Source organism: Umezakia ovalisporum Ak1311, from assembly GCF_029891685.1.
Classification (GTDB): domain Bacteria; phylum Cyanobacteriota; class Cyanobacteriia; order Cyanobacteriales; family Nostocaceae; genus Umezakia; species Umezakia ovalisporum.
The window spans coordinates 1-15,369 of the sequence record NZ_JANQDJ010000016.1; the positions used below are offsets into that span (position 1 = coordinate 1).

The following is a 15,369-nucleotide window of genomic DNA, read 5'->3' on the forward strand; positions in this document are numbered from 1 at the left end:
AATGCTGGACTCGTTCTGTTTTTCCTTGGCTGCTGCGTAATGTCTTTTTTTTCGTGAGAGTTCTTGCTTTTGCAATGCCCGACACATGGTGGTTATACTCACCCATTGATTGTAAGTTATACCCCAATACTCACAGTATTCCTTTAATGTTGCATCTGGGTACTTTTCCACCATTTCTCTCAGTAATTCTTCCCGCCCATCCAATTGGCCTTTCATTGTCCCACCTTATTTTTTCGGTTGGACACGACCTTGCATCCTGTTCATCGTCAGTAGTTTTTGTACAAAGCTTTTGGCTACACCAAATCTTGCCGCTACTTTTCTGATTGAGGTGTCCTCTTCTTCATAGGCTTTGACTATTTTTTCTCGCAAGTCTATGGAATATGCTCTCACTTTTCTTTTTCATGCACCCTGTCTTACTGTACCTCATTTACTCACGATATACTGTATTTTTAAATAACAAATGATATTTCAGAAACGTTAAACAATACTATGGAAACAATAGATAATTACCTAGATAAAATATAAACGAATTCTATAAACTTCCATCAGAGTTTAAATCCCCAAATGTATTTAAATTGTTTATTCCCTAGGGGTAATGTAAAAATTGGTTCAAACATAGATAACATTAGATTCGGCGTGTTTACCATTCAGGAGTGCCAAAATGTCAAAACAACTGGGTCAAAAAATCTCACCCACACCAATGTCAAGGGATATCAGCGTAGTGGATTTGATTAATAATTATTTCACAGCCTACAACTCAGCACGTTTACGAGAAATCTGCCAACTCATGAGTCGCGATATCCTCAAAGAAAGGGTGACCGTAGGAGTTAGCCTTTCTGGTGCTATGACACCAGCCGGGTTTGGGGTTTCAACCTTAGCACCTTTAATTCGCAACGGTTTTATTGACTGGATGATTAGCACAGGTGCAAATCTTTACCATGATATGCACTACGGCTTAGGTTTTGAACTTTTTGCTGGTAGTCCTTTTTTGGATGATATCAAGCTGCGCCAAGACAGTACTATCAGAATTTATGACATCATCTTTGGCTATGATGTACTACTGGAAACAGATGCTTTTATCCGTAAGATTCTGCAAGCACAACCCTTTCAAAAACGCATGGGAACTGCTGAGTTTCACCATCTACTTGGTAAGTATGTCCGGGAAGTAGAAAAGCAGTTAGGAGTGAAGCATTCTTGTTTATTAGCTACTGCCTATGAATTTGGTGTACCTATTTATACTTCTTCTCCTGGGGATAGTTCCATAGGCATGAATGTAGCGGCTTTAGCTTTAGAAGGCTCAAAGTTAATTCTAGACCCTGCAATTGACGTAAATGAAACAGCCGCTATTGCCTACTCTGCCAGAGAATCAGAAGGGAAAAGTGCAGCCCTCATTCTTGGTGGTGGTAGTCCTAAAAACTTTTTACTACAAACTCAACCGCAGATTCACGAGGTATTAGGACTAGAAGAACGCGGGCACGATTACTTTGTCCAATTTACCGATGCTCGACCAGATACTGGCGGTTTGTCAGGAGCAACTCCCTCAGAAGCTGTCAGCTGGGGTAAAATTGACCCTGAAGAGTTACCCAGCACAATTGTTTGTTACACCGATAGCACAATTGCTTTACCCTTAGTCACAGCTTATGTTCTCAACCAATGTCAGCCTCGGACTTTGAAGCGGTTATACGACAAACGAGAAGCAATGTTTGAGAAACTACAAACAGACTATCTAGCAGCGCGAGTACAGTCATCAGATACAGTCCCGGCTGCTGTAGCTGATATGGCATCGCAGGAAGTGGCGACTTATCCCTGCGGTAGAGTTATTTCCCGTAATCTTTAAAGGAATTGTGCCCAGATTTTTTAACATTACTGTGGAGAATTAGGACTCATTTATTGACACTCCCACAGGTGAAAGCATGTGGGATTCTTGCTTCGTCATCAAGGGATCATCCCTAGACACAAAAAACAGTTAGTCCGCTATTGCCTTGGGCAATGCCCTCGGCTTAGTTGTCCTCCTACAGAGGACATGATATGAACTGTATTCATGAATGTTTTTCACGGAAAAACCACCCACCAGATGAATTAACAAAATTTAACCCTGGTGATCTAGCATCATGACAATTGCTAAAATCCAAATAATTTTTCCTAAATCTTCATCGCCTGATTCCTATGATAAAAACTGTCCTAGAGGTTCGCAATCTACAAGTTAAATTTTCCAGTGATGGTAGAAATCTCAAAGCTGTAGATAATATATGCTTTGCAGTCAATCGCGGGGAAACTCTAGGTATAGTGGGTGAATCGGGTAGTGGTAAATCAGTAACATCATTGGCTGTCATCGGTTTGTTGCCCAGTCCCGGTAAGATTAGCTGTGGTGAAGTTTGGTTTCGTCCCCAACTCAACGGCAAACCCATTAACTTGGTAGAATTGCCTCCTGAACAAATGCTGGCACACCGAGGCGGCGATATCGCCATGATTTTTCAAGAACCGATGAGTTCTCTCAATCCCGTTTACACTATTGGGTTTCAGTTGACTGAAGCCATTATGCGACATCAGAATGTTTCAGCAAATGAAGCCAAACAAATTGCGATCGCTGTTTTGCAAGAAGTCAAACTCCTACCTAGTGATGAAATTATACAACAGCAGTGTTGGGAAAATTCAGGTCAAAGAGATAAACTCACCTTAGCTAAGTTAGTTAAGCAACACAAAGAAGCCATCCTGCAACGTTACCCGCACGAGCTTTCTGGAGGTCAGTTACAACGGGTAATGATTGCAATGGCTATTTCTTGTAATCCTTTGCTATTGATTGCTGATGAACCAACTACGGCTTTAGATGTGACGGTGCAGGCAACTATTATTGATTTGTTGCGAGAATTGCAGCAAAGCCGTGATATGGCCATGATCTTTATTACCCACGACTTGGGACTGATTTCGGAAATTGCCCACAAAGTAGCGGTAATGTACAAAGGTCGAATTGTAGAATACGGTGCAGTGGCACAAATTTTTACCAGTCCCCAACATCCATATACCAAAGGTTTAGTAGCTTGTCGGCCTACACTCAACCGCCGTCCCCGCAAACTACTGACCGTTTCTGACTATATGACTGTACAGTTAACGCGAACTGGTGAGGAAGTAATTCAGGGGAAAGAACCCCCCCATTTCCCAGAAATTAGCATTGAGGAAACATCTCAAAGGTGGGATACCCTCAACAATAAACCACCCTTATTGGAAATCCGCAACTTGCAAGTGGGTTTTCCCATCCGGGGGGTATTTGGCATGACAAAACGCTACCACATAGCAGTTAATAATGTTTCTTTTGACGTCAAGCCAGGGGAAACACTGGGATTAGTGGGAGAATCTGGTTGTGGCAAAACTACCTTGGGTAGAAGTTTGCTGCGGTTAATTGAACCGATGAGTGGTGAAATTATTTTCGAGGGTCGAAACATTACTACCCTGAAAGGCGAAGCATTACAAAAACTGCGCCGGGAAATGCAAATCGTTTTTCAAAATCCCTTTAGTTCTTTAAATCCCCGGATGAAAATTGGGGATGCGGTAATGGAACCGTTGTTAATTCACTCTGTCCGTCAAACAAAGCGACAACGCCAAGAACGTGTTATTGAACTCTTAGAACGGGTGGGTTTAGGTGCAGATGCAATCAACCGCTATCCGCATCAGTTCTCTGGTGGTCAACGCCAACGAATTTGTATTGCCCGTACTTTGGCTTTAAATCCTAAGTTTATTATTTGTGATGAGTCTGTTTCCGCCTTAGATGTTTCTGTACAGGCGCAAGTATTAAATCTACTCAAGGAGTTACAAGATGAATTTCAACTTACCTATATTTTTATTTCTCATGATTTAAGTGTAGTCAAATTTATGAGCGATCGCATTTTAGTTATGAATCGTGGTCAAATTGTCGAACAAGGAACAGCAGAAAGTATTTACCGAGAACCTAAAGAAGAATATACACAAAAATTAATTGCTTCCATTCCTACTGGTAGCTGTGAAGGTTTACGCACTCGGTAATTAAGGTGATTATGAATCCTCAGAAAAGTCAAAAATTTCCCCGGTTGGGAAAAGCTTTAGCCTTGATAGAATCCCTGGGAAATCAACTCCCGGATCCACTGACAATATTTTTTCTCTTATCCTTAATGGTAATTTTAGTCAGTACCATTGCAGCTGCTTTCAATGTTTCTGTCGTCCACCCCGGAAACAAGGAAACTATTGTTGCTGTATCCTTGCTGACACCTGATGGTATCCGCCGCATTTTCACCTCCGCCGTCAAAAACTTTACCGATTTTCCCCCATTGGGTGCTGTACTGGTGGCTATGTTGGGTGTAGGCGTTGCCGAGTATACTGGTTTACTTTCAGCCTTACTACGCAAAATAGTCTTAATCGCCCCTCGTAAATTTATCTGTCCCGTTGTGGTCTTTGCCGGTATTATGGCAAACATCGCTGCTGATGCAGGTTATGTGGTACTTATACCCATGGGAGCAATTATTTTTTTAGCCTTTCGACGGCATCCTTTGGCTGGTTTAGCTGCGGCTTTTGCTGGTGTCTCTGGTGGTTTTAGTGCCAATTTACTTATTAGTTCCCTTGACCCTTTGCTGGCTGGATTAACTCAAAGTGCAGTGCAATTAATTAATCCTAATTATTCAGTCAATGCCACTGCTAACTATTATTTTATGGTATTTTCGACATTGTTAATTACTATAATGGGCTGGTTTGTCACTGAAAAAATTGTTGAGCCAAGATTGGGTAATTATGTAGGAGAAGTAGATTTTGAAATGCAGCAAATGAGCCCGGGTGAACACAAAGGTTTAAGATGGGCAGGATATTCTTTATTAGCTTTCATTTTTTGTTTATTGGTAATGCTTTTACCACCCCAAGGAATTTTACGACATCCAGAAACTTTGACGATTATTCCTTCCCCTTTTCTAGATAGTATTGTATTTATTATTGCCTTGGCTTTCCTAATTCCTGGAATATTTTATGGCAAAGTTACCGGAAGTATTCAAAATCATCAAGATATTGCTAAAGCCCTGAGTAATTCTATGAGTGCTATGGGATATTACATTGTTTTAGCATTCATCGCTGCCCAATTTATTGCTTATTTTAGCTGGAGTAATTTGGGGGTGATTATGTCCATTAATGGGGCAGAGTTGCTCAAATCTACAGGAATTACAGGGGTGCCATTATTGATATTATTTATTTTAGTGACTATGGTGCTGAATTTGTTTGTGGGTTCAGCTTCCGCAAAATGGGCAATTATGGCTCCTGTGTTTGTGCCCATGTTGATGTTAATGGGTTATTCCCCAGAATTGACCCAAGCTGCATATCGCATTGGCGATTCTACAACTAATATTGTTACGCCCTTGATGCCTTATTTTCCTTTAGTGGTAGCATTCGGGCAAAAGTACGATAAAAATTTAGGGTTGGGAACATTAATTGCCATGATGTTACCTTATGCGATCACTTTTTTGTTGGGGTGGTCCTTGCTATTGATTATCTGGTTTATTTTCAATTTACCCCTTGGACCTGGGGCTTTGATGAGGATTTAACAAACTACCCTAGTTAAGAGGAGAGAAAATGAAAATTTATGTTGAACAAATGGTATTATTGTTGGGTTTAAAGTTGGAAAATGAAGATATTGATTCAGTAAAAGAAAATTTTGACAAAATTGCAGCCCTCGCCCAACTTGTCAATGATTTCCCTTTACCAGAAGAAATTGAACCTGCACCAGTGTTTGAGCCATGATTAAAATTAGCAAGATTTTGCTAGCACAAAACAAACTATATGAATGATCATAGGATTGACATCCTTAAGACAAATCCTGAAAAATTTTGCTTCTGGACCCTCGCAATAGAAACTCGCTTTTAGGACGGTGAGTATATGAAATGAATATTAACTCAGATAATGCCTTATCAATAGCTGCTGCTGTGCGTACACGCCAAGTTAGCGCTGTGGAAGTTACTCAAGCTGCACTAACACAAATCACAGCCCGAAATCATCAACTCAACTGTTTCACAGCTATAACTGCCGAAACAGCTTTGAGAGACGCAGCTAAAATTGACAAGCAAATTGCCCAGGGTAATCATATCGGTTTATTAGCTGGTGTACCCTTTGCCGTCAAGAATCTTTATGATATTGCTGGTTTAACAACTTTGGCAGGGTCGAAAATCAACGCAGAAAACCCCCCCGCTAGGCAAGATGCAACAGCAATAGCCAAGTTAAAACAAGCAGGTGCAGTGCTTGTAGGCGCTTTAAACATGGATGAGTACGCCTATGGTTTTGTCACAGAAAATTTCCATTACGGCGTAACCCGTAACCCCCACGATTTACAAAGAATAGCTGGCGGTTCTTCTGGTGGTTCAGCTGCGGCTGTGGCGGCTGGATTAGTACCTTTGACATTAGGTTCCGACACTAACGGTTCCATTCGCGTTCCAGCCGCTTTGTGTGGTGTGTTCGGCTTCAAACCAACCTATGGGCGTTTGTCTCGTGCTGGGGTAGCCTTATTTTCCAGCAGTTTTGACCACATCGGCACTTTTGCCCGTTCAGTACAAGATATTGCCACTGCTTTTGATATCCTTCAGGGAGAAGATGAACGTGATCCAATTTGTACAAGACGCCCTTGCCAATTATGTTTACCACAACTTGAGCAAGATATTTCTGGTATTAGAATTGCCATTGCAGATGATTATTTTACTCAAAGTGCAACACCAAAAGCCTTGGCAGTAGTACAAAAAGTAGCCCAAGCCTTAAATGTAACCGAGTATATCACCATACCAGAAGCCCACCGCGCCCGAGCGGCAGCCTTTGTCATTACAGCCAGTGAAGGAGCAAATCTGCATTTACATCAATTAAAATCCCGTCCCCAAGATTTTGACCCCGCCACACGCCATCGCTTTTTAGCAGGCGCATTAATACCGAATAGTTGGTACTTACAAGCACAACGCTTTCGCAGATGGTATCGCCATCGCCTGGAAGAAGTATTTCAAAAAGTAGACATCATTCTCGCTCCCACTACACCCATTTCTGCACCCCTCATTGGTCAACAAACTATGATATTAGATGGTGAAGAAATCCCCGTCCGTCCTCATCTCGGGCTATTCACACAACCATTATCATTCATTGGCTTACCTGTGTTATCGGTGCCAATTCAGGGAGGAAACGCCTTACCTTTAGGTGTACAGCTAGTATCTGCACCCTACAATGAAATTTTGATTTTACAAATTGCAGCTGTTTTAGAATCCCAAGCAGTAACTTCTGCCAAAATGGCTCCTAGCTAAAATAGCGATTCCCAGCTGCTTCAGTCATGCTTTTCTTCTTTTTGCTGCTCAGAAGCCGCCAAAGTATGATCACAGCAAGGCTTGTTCACCTCTGGTACTGGATCATATCCCCCTGGGTGGAAGGGATGACAACGGAAAATCCGCCGCGTAGCCATCCACCCACCGCGCCATACACCAAATCGCTCAATCGCTTGAATAGCATACATGGAACAAGTTGGTTGAAAGCGACAAGTCGGCGGAAACAGGGGCGAAATAAACATTCTGTAACCTTTAATCAACCAAATCAATAATATTCTGATCACAATTCCTTAAATCTTATAAATTAGTAATACGGATGAAAAACTTCTATCTTATAATTTGTTTGTTATCTCCAGTTCTCGATTTAACCTCAGATCCACCTTTGTGGCTCAAAACTACCGTAGTTGCCGTTTGGGTCTCATTTATCCTCTTCCTTGCATGGGTGGTATATCGCTTTGCTAAGGGCGAACCAGAAATAGTCAGAAAAATCGTTCATATCGGCACAGGCAATGTGATCATGCTTGCGTGGTGGCTAAATGTTCCGGCAAGTTTAGGCATTACAGCATCGATTGTAGCCAGTGGCATCACCTTATTATCATACAGATTTCCCATTTTTCCCGGTATTAATAGCGTGGGCAGACGAAGTTTTGGAACCTTCTTTTATGCTGTTAGTATAGGCATTTTAGTAGCTTGGTTTTGGCACATACAACAGCCCCAGTACGCAGCCATCGGAATCATGGTCATGGCTTGGGGCGATGGGTTAGCCGCATTGATTGGACAACGTTTTGGTAAACATAAGTATAAAGTCTTAGGAGCACAAAAAAGTTGGGAAGGCTCACTGACTATGACTTTAGCTAGTTATACCATCACTAGCTTGATTTTATTAAGTGTAGAAGGAAACATTTGGCCTATTTGGGTAGTATCCCTAGCCATTGCCTTAACTGCTACTTGTTTAGAAGCTATTTCTTTTTTGGGTATTGATAATTTAACAGTTCCTTTAGGCAGTGCAGCCTTAGCATTTTTCCTAATTGATACCTTCTTGGTGCATTCTCGTTAATGTGATTGCCTTCGGCACTACCCTCGGCGCAATCCCTGCACATTGTTCACCTCACAAATGGTTACAATATTTTGTATTTTTAATTACGCAATTGTGATAAATGATCATCAAGCAATCGCCCAAGTAGAAAATTGAAAAGTCGATTATTTAATGACATAACTGCAAAAATATGAAATATTGACTATTTATGTTCTAGAGTTAAGTTCCAATTCCAAAAAAATCAGACTTTATATCTACTTTGAGGAGTAAACATAAAAGACCGATTTCTATCTGGGGATTTATGAATTCCTTACAAACAGTGCTTATAGTTGAGTTCTTAGGTGGTAACAAACCTAAGTACGTAAGTGAGGCTAACAATCATGTCACAACCAATATTTGCATCAGAATTATTTGTCACTTTATCTGATGACCAACAGGAACTTTTAACAGGTGGTTCTGATTTTGAACTGTCTGGTAGCAACTTCTCTCAAAAACGTGCAAACTTACAAGGAAGAAGTAATGCTGGGCCAGGTGGCAGTAATGCCAACTCTACAGGCGATATTACCGCTATCAATACTGCGGCACAAGACTTCATGGGATTAGGTGCTGCAGAAGTTCCTAGAATTGATACCCTAGGCAGCGCACCAGTTCTCAACGGTGTAGACGGTGGTGGCGGTGGTGGCGGTGGTGGAGAATAAATTCCACCAGCTAAACTGTCACACTATTTCCACAGTTGACCGAAAAAGCCGATCTGTCACATAAAAGCGTTTCACCCATCTCAGCAAAAAAATGGTGTGTGGGAGTGATCAAAAAGTGCGCCTACTCAAAATCTGCAATTATGAAATCCCATAGCAGAAATCATAGCAGAGTGACCAAGAGTGAGTTTCTCCAGAGACTATGGTGGCATTGTACTAAATTCAAGAAGTCCCAGTTACTTGTTCTCAGGGGAGGAAAGTAGGCTAGGGTTGCAGAATTTTCTTGCCAGCTTATTTTAGCTAAATACCTCAGTAAAACTCCATCAACTCAGCGCCTGGAATCTTTTTTTTGAGAATTACCTAAGTGAGGCTAACAATCATGACAGCAAAAACAGTTTTATCACAATTATGTGTCCCCTTATCAGACAAGCAACAAGAACTCCTAACTGCCGGTGCTGATTTTGAGCTAACTGGCAGTAATTTCGCCAACAGGTTAGCCAATTTACAGGGAACAACCAACTCCGGCCCAAATGGTAGTACTGCTAACTCCACAGGCCAGGTGACGGCTATTAACACTGCCGCACAAGACTTAATGGCATTAGGTGGGGCAGAAGTTCCTAGAATCTCTCCCCTAGGCAGCGCACCAGTTCTCAACGGTGTAGGCGGTGGTGCTGGTGGTGCCGGTGGTGAAGAATAAGTTCCACCAGGCAATCTGTCACACAAAGATTACAAAATGCGCCTACTCAAAATCTGCAGTTCTTAAAGTCAATAACCCAAAGCATTGCAGAAGTAAAGCGTGGTGACATCGTACCAGTTAATTAAGGGCTTTGGGTTTCTTTTTTCAGGTGTTCTTACAGTCGATGCTTTGGGGCTGCACCAGTTGTCAACGGCATAGGTAATAGCACAACTAATAGCGGGGTAATAAATTATATCCGTACATGAGAAATCTGCAATTGCTATTTTGAATAATTGATGATTGCACAAGTGACTGTGTTTATTGTCTTCAGCTAGCATTGACTATCTGGTAACTCAACATTTCCGCAAAAATGGATTCCGGGGGTTTATGTGTTATTTTTCGCTAAATACTTGAAGATAACGTTTCTGGAATCCTTTATTTGAGAATTACGTGAGTGAGGCTAACAATCATACCAAAACATTTTTGAGTTGGTTGTCAGTGAGGTTAATCATCATGTCACATCAAATCATTACATCGGATTGGTTTGGCCGGTCAGAATTATCCGATAGACAGCAGGAAGTACTAGTTGGTGGTGTCAACTATCAACTGAAAGATAACAATTTTAGTCAAGGAGTTGCAACAACGACCAAGACCAATAATTCTAGTCCAGAAGGAAACACTTCTGAATCAAATACTCAACTTGCTGATATAAGTTCTAATGCTGTAAGTTTTTTGTTTAGTAAACCTACAGAACTTTCTGTTCCTCCAGCCTTGAATAATTGAATATCTCAACTTGAGATATTAGCCTTAGTTTTGCTGGATATCGAAGTTTTTCTGTGTTTTTCAACAACAACCTCCTTAATTATGCTAACTAAATTTTGTGTTGGTATATGAAAGGGGCGAGAGGAGATAGTTATCACTCCCTCAACGTAAGTGACTTATCTCAGAGACTTAGACCTTTCTCCTCTGTTGTTCTTACACGTTATCCCCATACCCAATTATAAAATATCATAAACCAGATGTTAGCTACTGTTAGCATCATATGTTACTGTTTCACTTTTTCGCAGAATATTAAGCAAATTTGAGTATCATCGGCCTTTATCGGCGGTTAATTATGAATGATTTATTTTTGGACTTTTGCCAAAAATCTATATTGATTTAATTCAATTCCAAGGTGCATTACCGTGAACTCCTTTTCTCAACAAGACAACCATTTTTGGAATAGGTTTAATGAACCGAATTCAGAAGAACTGAGTTTAGTTCAACCTAACGAGTTTCTTCCCCGTATCGGTAAATGGACTCACATCGGTGCAGGAGTTCTCCTAAGCACTTTTATCGCGGCTGCTGGTCTGACATCTGTTTTTAATTACAATGTCACAGTGAAAGTTCCTGCTACTATTCGACCGGAAGGAAGATTGGGAATTGTTCAATCTGCTGTGATTGGAACAGTGCAAAAAATAGATGTGCAAGAAAATCAAGTAGTCATTCAAGGAGAACCCATTGCTTACATTGATGATTCCCGTTTGCAAAATCAAAAAAGCCAACTAGAACACAGTGTTGACCAGAGTAAATTACAACTTCGTCAAATCGATGCTCAAATCAGTGAAATCGTTACTCAGATTGCGGCGCAAAAAACCTTAATCAACCGCACAATGATCGCGGTGCAAGCCGAACTTAATGCTACTGAACGCAACTATGAAGACCAGAAAATTCAAGCTACAGCTGACCTGATAGAAGCGGAAGCTGCTTGGAATTTAGCAAAAGCGCAACGCGATCGCCTAAAACAAAATAATTTATTAACTCTAACCATACAAGAAGCCGAAGTAGCTTTAAATTTAGCAAAAGCCCAACATAATCGACTGCAATCCGTAGTCACATCCGGAGCAATTTCCCGCAACCTCTTAGAAGAAAAAGAACAGGAAGTAAAAACAGCCCAAACCAAGCTAGAACAGGCAAAAGCTAGGACTAAGGACTTGATAGAAGAAAAAGAACAAGCCTTAAAGATAGCAGAAATCAAACTCAAAAAAGCTCAAACCAATATCAATCCCAGTGATGGGGTTGTAACCGTCGCCTATGAACGGATTAAACAAGAACAAGCCAAAGGTCAAGCCACCATAGCCGCATTAAACAGAGAACGAGAAACTTTGCTTCAACAGCGTCTAGAACTGCAAAAACAAAAAAATCAGACACATAAAGAACTAGAAAAAGTAAAAACCGACCTAAAACAAACTGTCATTCGAGCCCCAATCACAGGAACAGTATTGCAGTTAAAACTCCATAACCCCGGGCAGGTAGTACAACAAAGCCAAGCCATCGCTCACATTGCGCCCCTCAATAGTCCCATGGTCATCAAAGCTTTTGTTCAGCCACAACACATCGACAAAGTAAAACCAGGGCAAAAAGTGCAAATGCAAATTTCAGCCTGTCCTTATCCAGACTACGGCACACTCCACGGAACCGTAAAAACAGTAGCACCAGATGCTCTACCAGTGGGAAATAACCGCGCCGAGCCTGGTGCTCAAGGTGCTGCCCAGATAGTTGCCTATGAAGCCACCATAAAAGCCGAAAGCACATTTTTAGCCAGAGGAAACCATCAATGTCATCTCAAACCCGGCATGGAAGGTAGAGCAGATATAATTTCGCGTCAAGAAACAGTACTCAACTTCATTCTTCGCAAAGCCAGATTAATCACCGACTTATAAGCAAGTTTAGTGCGATAAAAACCTCAAAACAACCCCGCCCACAAAACTTAAAAACAAAAAACCAAATAACTTATGCTTGGGTTCATCAAACAGCAAAAAAACTATCACTGTGTTTCACAATTAAGCGAAGAAGACTGTGGAGCAGCTTGTCTAGCTTCTATTTGCAAACATTACGGACAGTTTTTAAGCATTAATCGCAGCCGAGAAGCAGTAGGAACAGGACAGCTAGGAACTACTTTGTTAGGCCTAAAACGTGGGTCAGAGAATTTGGGATTTAATGCCAGAGCAGTTAAAGCCTCGCCAGAAATTATCGACAGAATCAAAGAGGTCCCGTTACCAGCGATAATCCATTGGCACGGCTATCACTGGGTAGTTTTATATGACCAAAAAGGCAAAAAGTATGTCATTGGTGATCCATCGGTGGGCGTTCGTTATGTTGACCGAGACGAGTTAGCCGCCGCTTGGAATGGGGTGATGCTGTTATTGGAACCAGATCCAGACCGCTTTTTTGATCAGCCCGAAGAAAAATCAACAGGGGGCTTAGGACGCTTTCTGAGGCGGATCTTGCCTTATCGTAGTCTGCTAGCTCAGGTTTTAATGCTGAATATAGCCTTGGGTGTACTCGCATTAGGTTCACCTGTACTGATCCAAATCCTTACAGATGATGTTTTAGTGCGCGGAGATACTCAGCTATTAACCGTTGTCGTAGCAGCAGTTGTAGTTATGACTGTATTCAGTAGCACTCTACAATTGTTGCAATCCACCATGATTGCTCACTTTGGTCAACGCCTCCAACTAGGGCTAGTTCTGGAATTTGGACGGAAAATACTCCAGTTACCATTGAATTACTACGAAGCCCGTCGTAGTGGTGAAATCACTAGCCGATTGCGAGATATCAATTATATTAACCAGTTGGTATCACAAATAGTCGTTCTTTTACCTAGTCAATTTTTTATAGCAGTGATTTCTTTCTGTTTGATGCTGTTTTATAGTTGGCGGCTCACATTAGCAGTTATCTTCATAAGTGCTTTAATGACCTTATCCACGGTGCCTTTTTTACCCATCCTCCAACAAAAAACTCGCAGTCTTTTAGTTTTGGGGGCAGAAAATCAAGGGGTCTTAGTAGAAACATTTAAAGGCGCACAGGTACTTAAAACCACAAATGCTGCTCCCCAATTTTGGGAAGAATTTCAAAGTCGTTTCGGTCGTCTTGCCAATTTGACCTTTAGCACAGTGCAAATCGGAATTATCAACAATACTCTGACTAAACTCTTTTCTACTATTGGTGGAGTAGCTTTACTAGGGTTAGGAAGTATCTTAGTGATTCAAGGAGAATTAAGTATCGGGCAAATGCTTGCTTTTAATGCTCTACAGGTGAATGTTCTCAATTTAATTAATTCATTAGTTGGCTTAGTAGATGAATATTTTCGCTCTCAAACAGCAATTTCTCGGCTCCTAGAAGTGATTGATGCCACACCAGAGGTAGTGGGCGGTAGTCAAAAGCCTGTGGCGCAAATCTCCGGGAGTGCAGATATTCACTGTTCCCATGTGACATTTCACCACCCAGGTAGAGTTGACTTGTTACAAGATTTTTCCCTAAAGTTACCTGGTGGACAAGCCATCGCCTTGATAGGTAAATCTGGTTGTGGTAAAAGTACACTAGCGAAACTGCTAGCAGGTTTATATCAGCCGAATTCTGGCAATATCCGCATTGGCTCTTTTAACCTCGATGACATAGCTCTTGATTGTCTCCGACAACAAATAGTTTATGTACCCCAAGAACCTCATTTCTGGAGTCGCTCAATTTTAGAGAACTTCCGTTTAGGAACACCTTACATTTCTTTTGAGGCAATTGTCAAAGCTTGCGAGATTGCTGATGCAGATAGTTTTATCAGTCAACTTCCTAATAAATATCAAACAGTGTTGGGTGAATTTGGGGCTAATCTCTCTGGTGGACAAAGACAAAGATTAGCGATCGCTAGAGGAATTCTCACCAATCCACCCGTGCTGATTTTAGATGAAGCCACCGCAGGACTCGATCCAGTAAGTGAAGCTAACGTGTTAGATGGAATTTTGGCATACCGCAAAGGCAAAACTACAATTTTAATTACCCATCGTCCCACCGTAATCAAGCGAGCTGATTGGATTGTCATGTTAGAAAAAGGTCAAGTGCAATTACAAGGTACTCCACAAACCTTTCTTGCACAAAAAGGAGAGCATCTCAAGTTTTTATCTTTGTGATATTTTACCTTTATGTAAGCAAGTAAGATCATGTCTAAAAATTACACATCAAACCAGTCTTTTCTTTTTCGGTGTCTGTCTGAAGAAGAACAAGAAAACCTAACTGGTGGGCAAAGCCAAGATATATTGGGAAATAGTAATTTTTTATTTCAGAAAACTGACATTCAAACTGAGGCAGATAATCATATAAATCTTACAGAAGACGAATCTGGTTCTCAAAGTACTAAATACACCTTGTCACAGATTACTATAGCATCATCCATAAGCTTTACGTTACCGAGTGTTAGTTCTCATAGTAATAGCCCCCGTAATTTAATAAGTAAAATTATCAATGGAGTGTTTTCATCAATAACCACTTGATGAATCAAAAATATATTGCCATTTCTCACACATTTTCTCAAGAAGTTTAATTTTTATATAGCGTTTTCCGTTGACTGACATATAAGAAAACAATTGCAGGTTAAGAGGAAATTATGACATATTTGATGTGGTAAGCAAATGCTATATCAATGGTTCAAAAAACTCAAAATCTCTCTCATTATATGAGAGATTTTTCTATATATATAGACATGATAGAGATCACAAGTGTTGAATGTTAAGAAAGAGGTGATAAAAATAGCCCAAAATATGGTAAATTCTGGGCCAAGGATTAAAAAAAATAATTGATAATGATTATAAATTCATTTCCTAAGATTGTCAAAGACATCCTCAGACCGTTGCC

Annotated in this window: 15 protein-coding genes; 12 read left to right on the forward strand and 3 right to left on the reverse strand. The window is 40.9% G+C overall.

Annotated features, from left to right (window positions below):
- Both NWP25_RS02660 and NWP25_RS02665 read right to left on the reverse strand, forming a co-directional pair.
- A partial coding sequence (locus NWP25_RS02660; protein WP_280649723.1) for an IS630 transposase-related protein occupies window positions 1–216 on the reverse strand: 216 nt, incomplete at its 3' end.
- A gap of 9 nt (window positions 217–225) precedes the next feature.
- Complete coding sequence (locus tag NWP25_RS02665; protein WP_280649724.1) at window positions 226–390, reverse strand: hypothetical protein; 165 nt, start codon at window positions 388–390, stop codon at window positions 226–228.
- Window positions 391–661: 271 nt separating this feature from the next.
- Between NWP25_RS02665 and NWP25_RS02670 the strand changes: the two genes are divergently transcribed.
- The 5 genes from NWP25_RS02670 to NWP25_RS02690 all read left to right on the forward strand — a co-directional run bounded on the left by NWP25_RS02670 (window position 662) and on the right by NWP25_RS02690 (window position 7,280).
- Window positions 662–1,837, forward strand: coding sequence for a homospermidine biosynthesis protein (locus NWP25_RS02670; RefSeq protein ID WP_280649725.1), 1,176 nt, complete (start codon window positions 662–664; stop codon window positions 1,835–1,837).
- A gap of 329 nt (window positions 1,838–2,166) precedes the next feature.
- Window positions 2,167–4,017, forward strand: coding sequence for an ABC transporter ATP-binding protein (locus NWP25_RS02675; protein ID WP_280657417.1), 1,851 nt, complete (start codon window positions 2,167–2,169; stop codon window positions 4,015–4,017).
- A gap of 11 nt (window positions 4,018–4,028) precedes the next feature.
- Window positions 4,029–5,552, forward strand: a complete 1,524-nt coding sequence (locus tag NWP25_RS02680; RefSeq protein WP_280649727.1) for an AbgT family transporter — start codon at window positions 4,029–4,031, stop codon at window positions 5,550–5,552.
- A gap of 28 nt (window positions 5,553–5,580) precedes the next feature.
- Entirely contained in the window at window positions 5,581–5,748 is a 168-nt protein-coding gene (locus tag NWP25_RS02685) for a DUF4089 domain-containing protein (protein ID WP_280649728.1), read from the forward strand.
- 140 nt (window positions 5,749–5,888) lie between these two features.
- Window positions 5,889–7,280 (forward strand): AtzE family amidohydrolase, encoded by a 1,392-nt coding sequence (locus tag NWP25_RS02690; RefSeq protein WP_280649729.1) that lies wholly within the window; start codon window positions 5,889–5,891, stop codon window positions 7,278–7,280.
- A 20-nt stretch (window positions 7,281–7,300) separates the two neighbouring features.
- Here NWP25_RS02690 and yidD read toward each other — a convergent pair whose 3' ends face one another.
- Window positions 7,301–7,579 (reverse strand): membrane protein insertion efficiency factor YidD, encoded by a 279-nt coding sequence (yidD, locus tag NWP25_RS02695; RefSeq protein WP_280649730.1) that lies wholly within the window; start codon window positions 7,577–7,579, stop codon window positions 7,301–7,303.
- Between the two features lie 35 nt (window positions 7,580–7,614).
- On the opposite strand from yidD, the gene NWP25_RS02700 reads away from it, so the two are divergent.
- The 7 genes from NWP25_RS02700 (at window position 7,615) to NWP25_RS02730 (ending at window position 15,008) form a co-directional block, all read left to right on the forward strand.
- A complete protein-coding gene (locus NWP25_RS02700) occupies window positions 7,615–8,355 on the forward strand; it encodes a diacylglycerol/polyprenol kinase family protein (RefSeq protein ID WP_280689923.1) in 741 nt (246 codons plus the stop codon).
- 359 nt (window positions 8,356–8,714) lie between these two features.
- On the forward strand, window positions 8,715–9,032 hold the full coding sequence (locus NWP25_RS02705; protein ID WP_280651909.1) for a CTB family bacteriocin: 318 nt from the start codon (window positions 8,715–8,717) through the stop codon (window positions 9,030–9,032).
- 376 nt (window positions 9,033–9,408) lie between these two features.
- A complete protein-coding gene (locus tag NWP25_RS02710; RefSeq protein ID WP_280651910.1) occupies window positions 9,409–9,726 on the forward strand; it encodes a CTB family bacteriocin in 318 nt (105 codons plus the stop codon).
- 492 nt (window positions 9,727–10,218) lie between these two features.
- Window positions 10,219–10,488, forward strand: a complete 270-nt coding sequence (locus NWP25_RS02715; RefSeq protein WP_280651911.1) for a CTB family bacteriocin — start codon at window positions 10,219–10,221, stop codon at window positions 10,486–10,488.
- Window positions 10,489–10,889: 401 nt separating this feature from the next.
- Window positions 10,890–12,407 (forward strand): HlyD family efflux transporter periplasmic adaptor subunit, encoded by a 1,518-nt coding sequence (locus tag NWP25_RS02720; RefSeq protein ID WP_280651912.1) that lies wholly within the window; start codon window positions 10,890–10,892, stop codon window positions 12,405–12,407.
- A gap of 72 nt (window positions 12,408–12,479) precedes the next feature.
- The gene (locus NWP25_RS02725) at window positions 12,480–14,648 is read left to right on the forward strand and encodes a peptidase domain-containing ABC transporter (protein ID WP_280651913.1); all 2,169 of its coding nucleotides are present in this window, start codon (window positions 12,480–12,482) and stop codon (window positions 14,646–14,648) included.
- 30 nt (window positions 14,649–14,678) lie between these two features.
- Window positions 14,679–15,008 carry a hypothetical protein gene (locus tag NWP25_RS02730; protein WP_280698845.1) on the forward strand — a complete coding sequence of 110 codons (330 nt, stop codon included), beginning with the start codon at window positions 14,679–14,681 and terminating at the stop codon, window positions 15,006–15,008.
- Window positions 15,009–15,369: the final 361 nt, after the last annotated feature.

Excerpts from the sequence above, each read along its gene's own strand:
- NWP25_RS02670 (WP_280649725.1), top strand. The coding sequence starts at position 662 with ATGTCAAAACAACTGGGTCAAAAAATCTCACCCACACCAATGTCAAGG.
- NWP25_RS02675 (WP_280657417.1), top strand. The coding sequence starts at position 2,167 with ATGATAAAAACTGTCCTAGAGGTTCGCAATCTACAAGTTAAATTTTCC.
- NWP25_RS02680 (WP_280649727.1), top strand. The coding sequence starts at position 4,029 with ATGAATCCTCAGAAAAGTCAAAAATTTCCCCGGTTGGGAAAAGCTTTA.
- NWP25_RS02685 (WP_280649728.1), top strand. The coding sequence starts at position 5,581 with ATGAAAATTTATGTTGAACAAATGGTATTATTGTTGGGTTTAAAGTTG.
- NWP25_RS02690 (WP_280649729.1), top strand. The coding sequence starts at position 5,889 with ATGAATATTAACTCAGATAATGCCTTATCAATAGCTGCTGCTGTGCGT.
- NWP25_RS02700 (WP_280689923.1), top strand. The coding sequence starts at position 7,615 with ATGAAAAACTTCTATCTTATAATTTGTTTGTTATCTCCAGTTCTCGAT.
- NWP25_RS02705 (WP_280651909.1), top strand. The coding sequence starts at position 8,715 with ATGTCACAACCAATATTTGCATCAGAATTATTTGTCACTTTATCTGAT.
- NWP25_RS02710 (WP_280651910.1), top strand. The coding sequence starts at position 9,409 with ATGACAGCAAAAACAGTTTTATCACAATTATGTGTCCCCTTATCAGAC.
- NWP25_RS02715 (WP_280651911.1), top strand. The coding sequence starts at position 10,219 with ATGTCACATCAAATCATTACATCGGATTGGTTTGGCCGGTCAGAATTA.
- NWP25_RS02725 (WP_280651913.1), top strand. The coding sequence starts at position 12,480 with ATGCTTGGGTTCATCAAACAGCAAAAAAACTATCACTGTGTTTCACAA.
- NWP25_RS02730 (WP_280698845.1), top strand. The coding sequence starts at position 14,679 with ATGTCTAAAAATTACACATCAAACCAGTCTTTTCTTTTTCGGTGTCTG.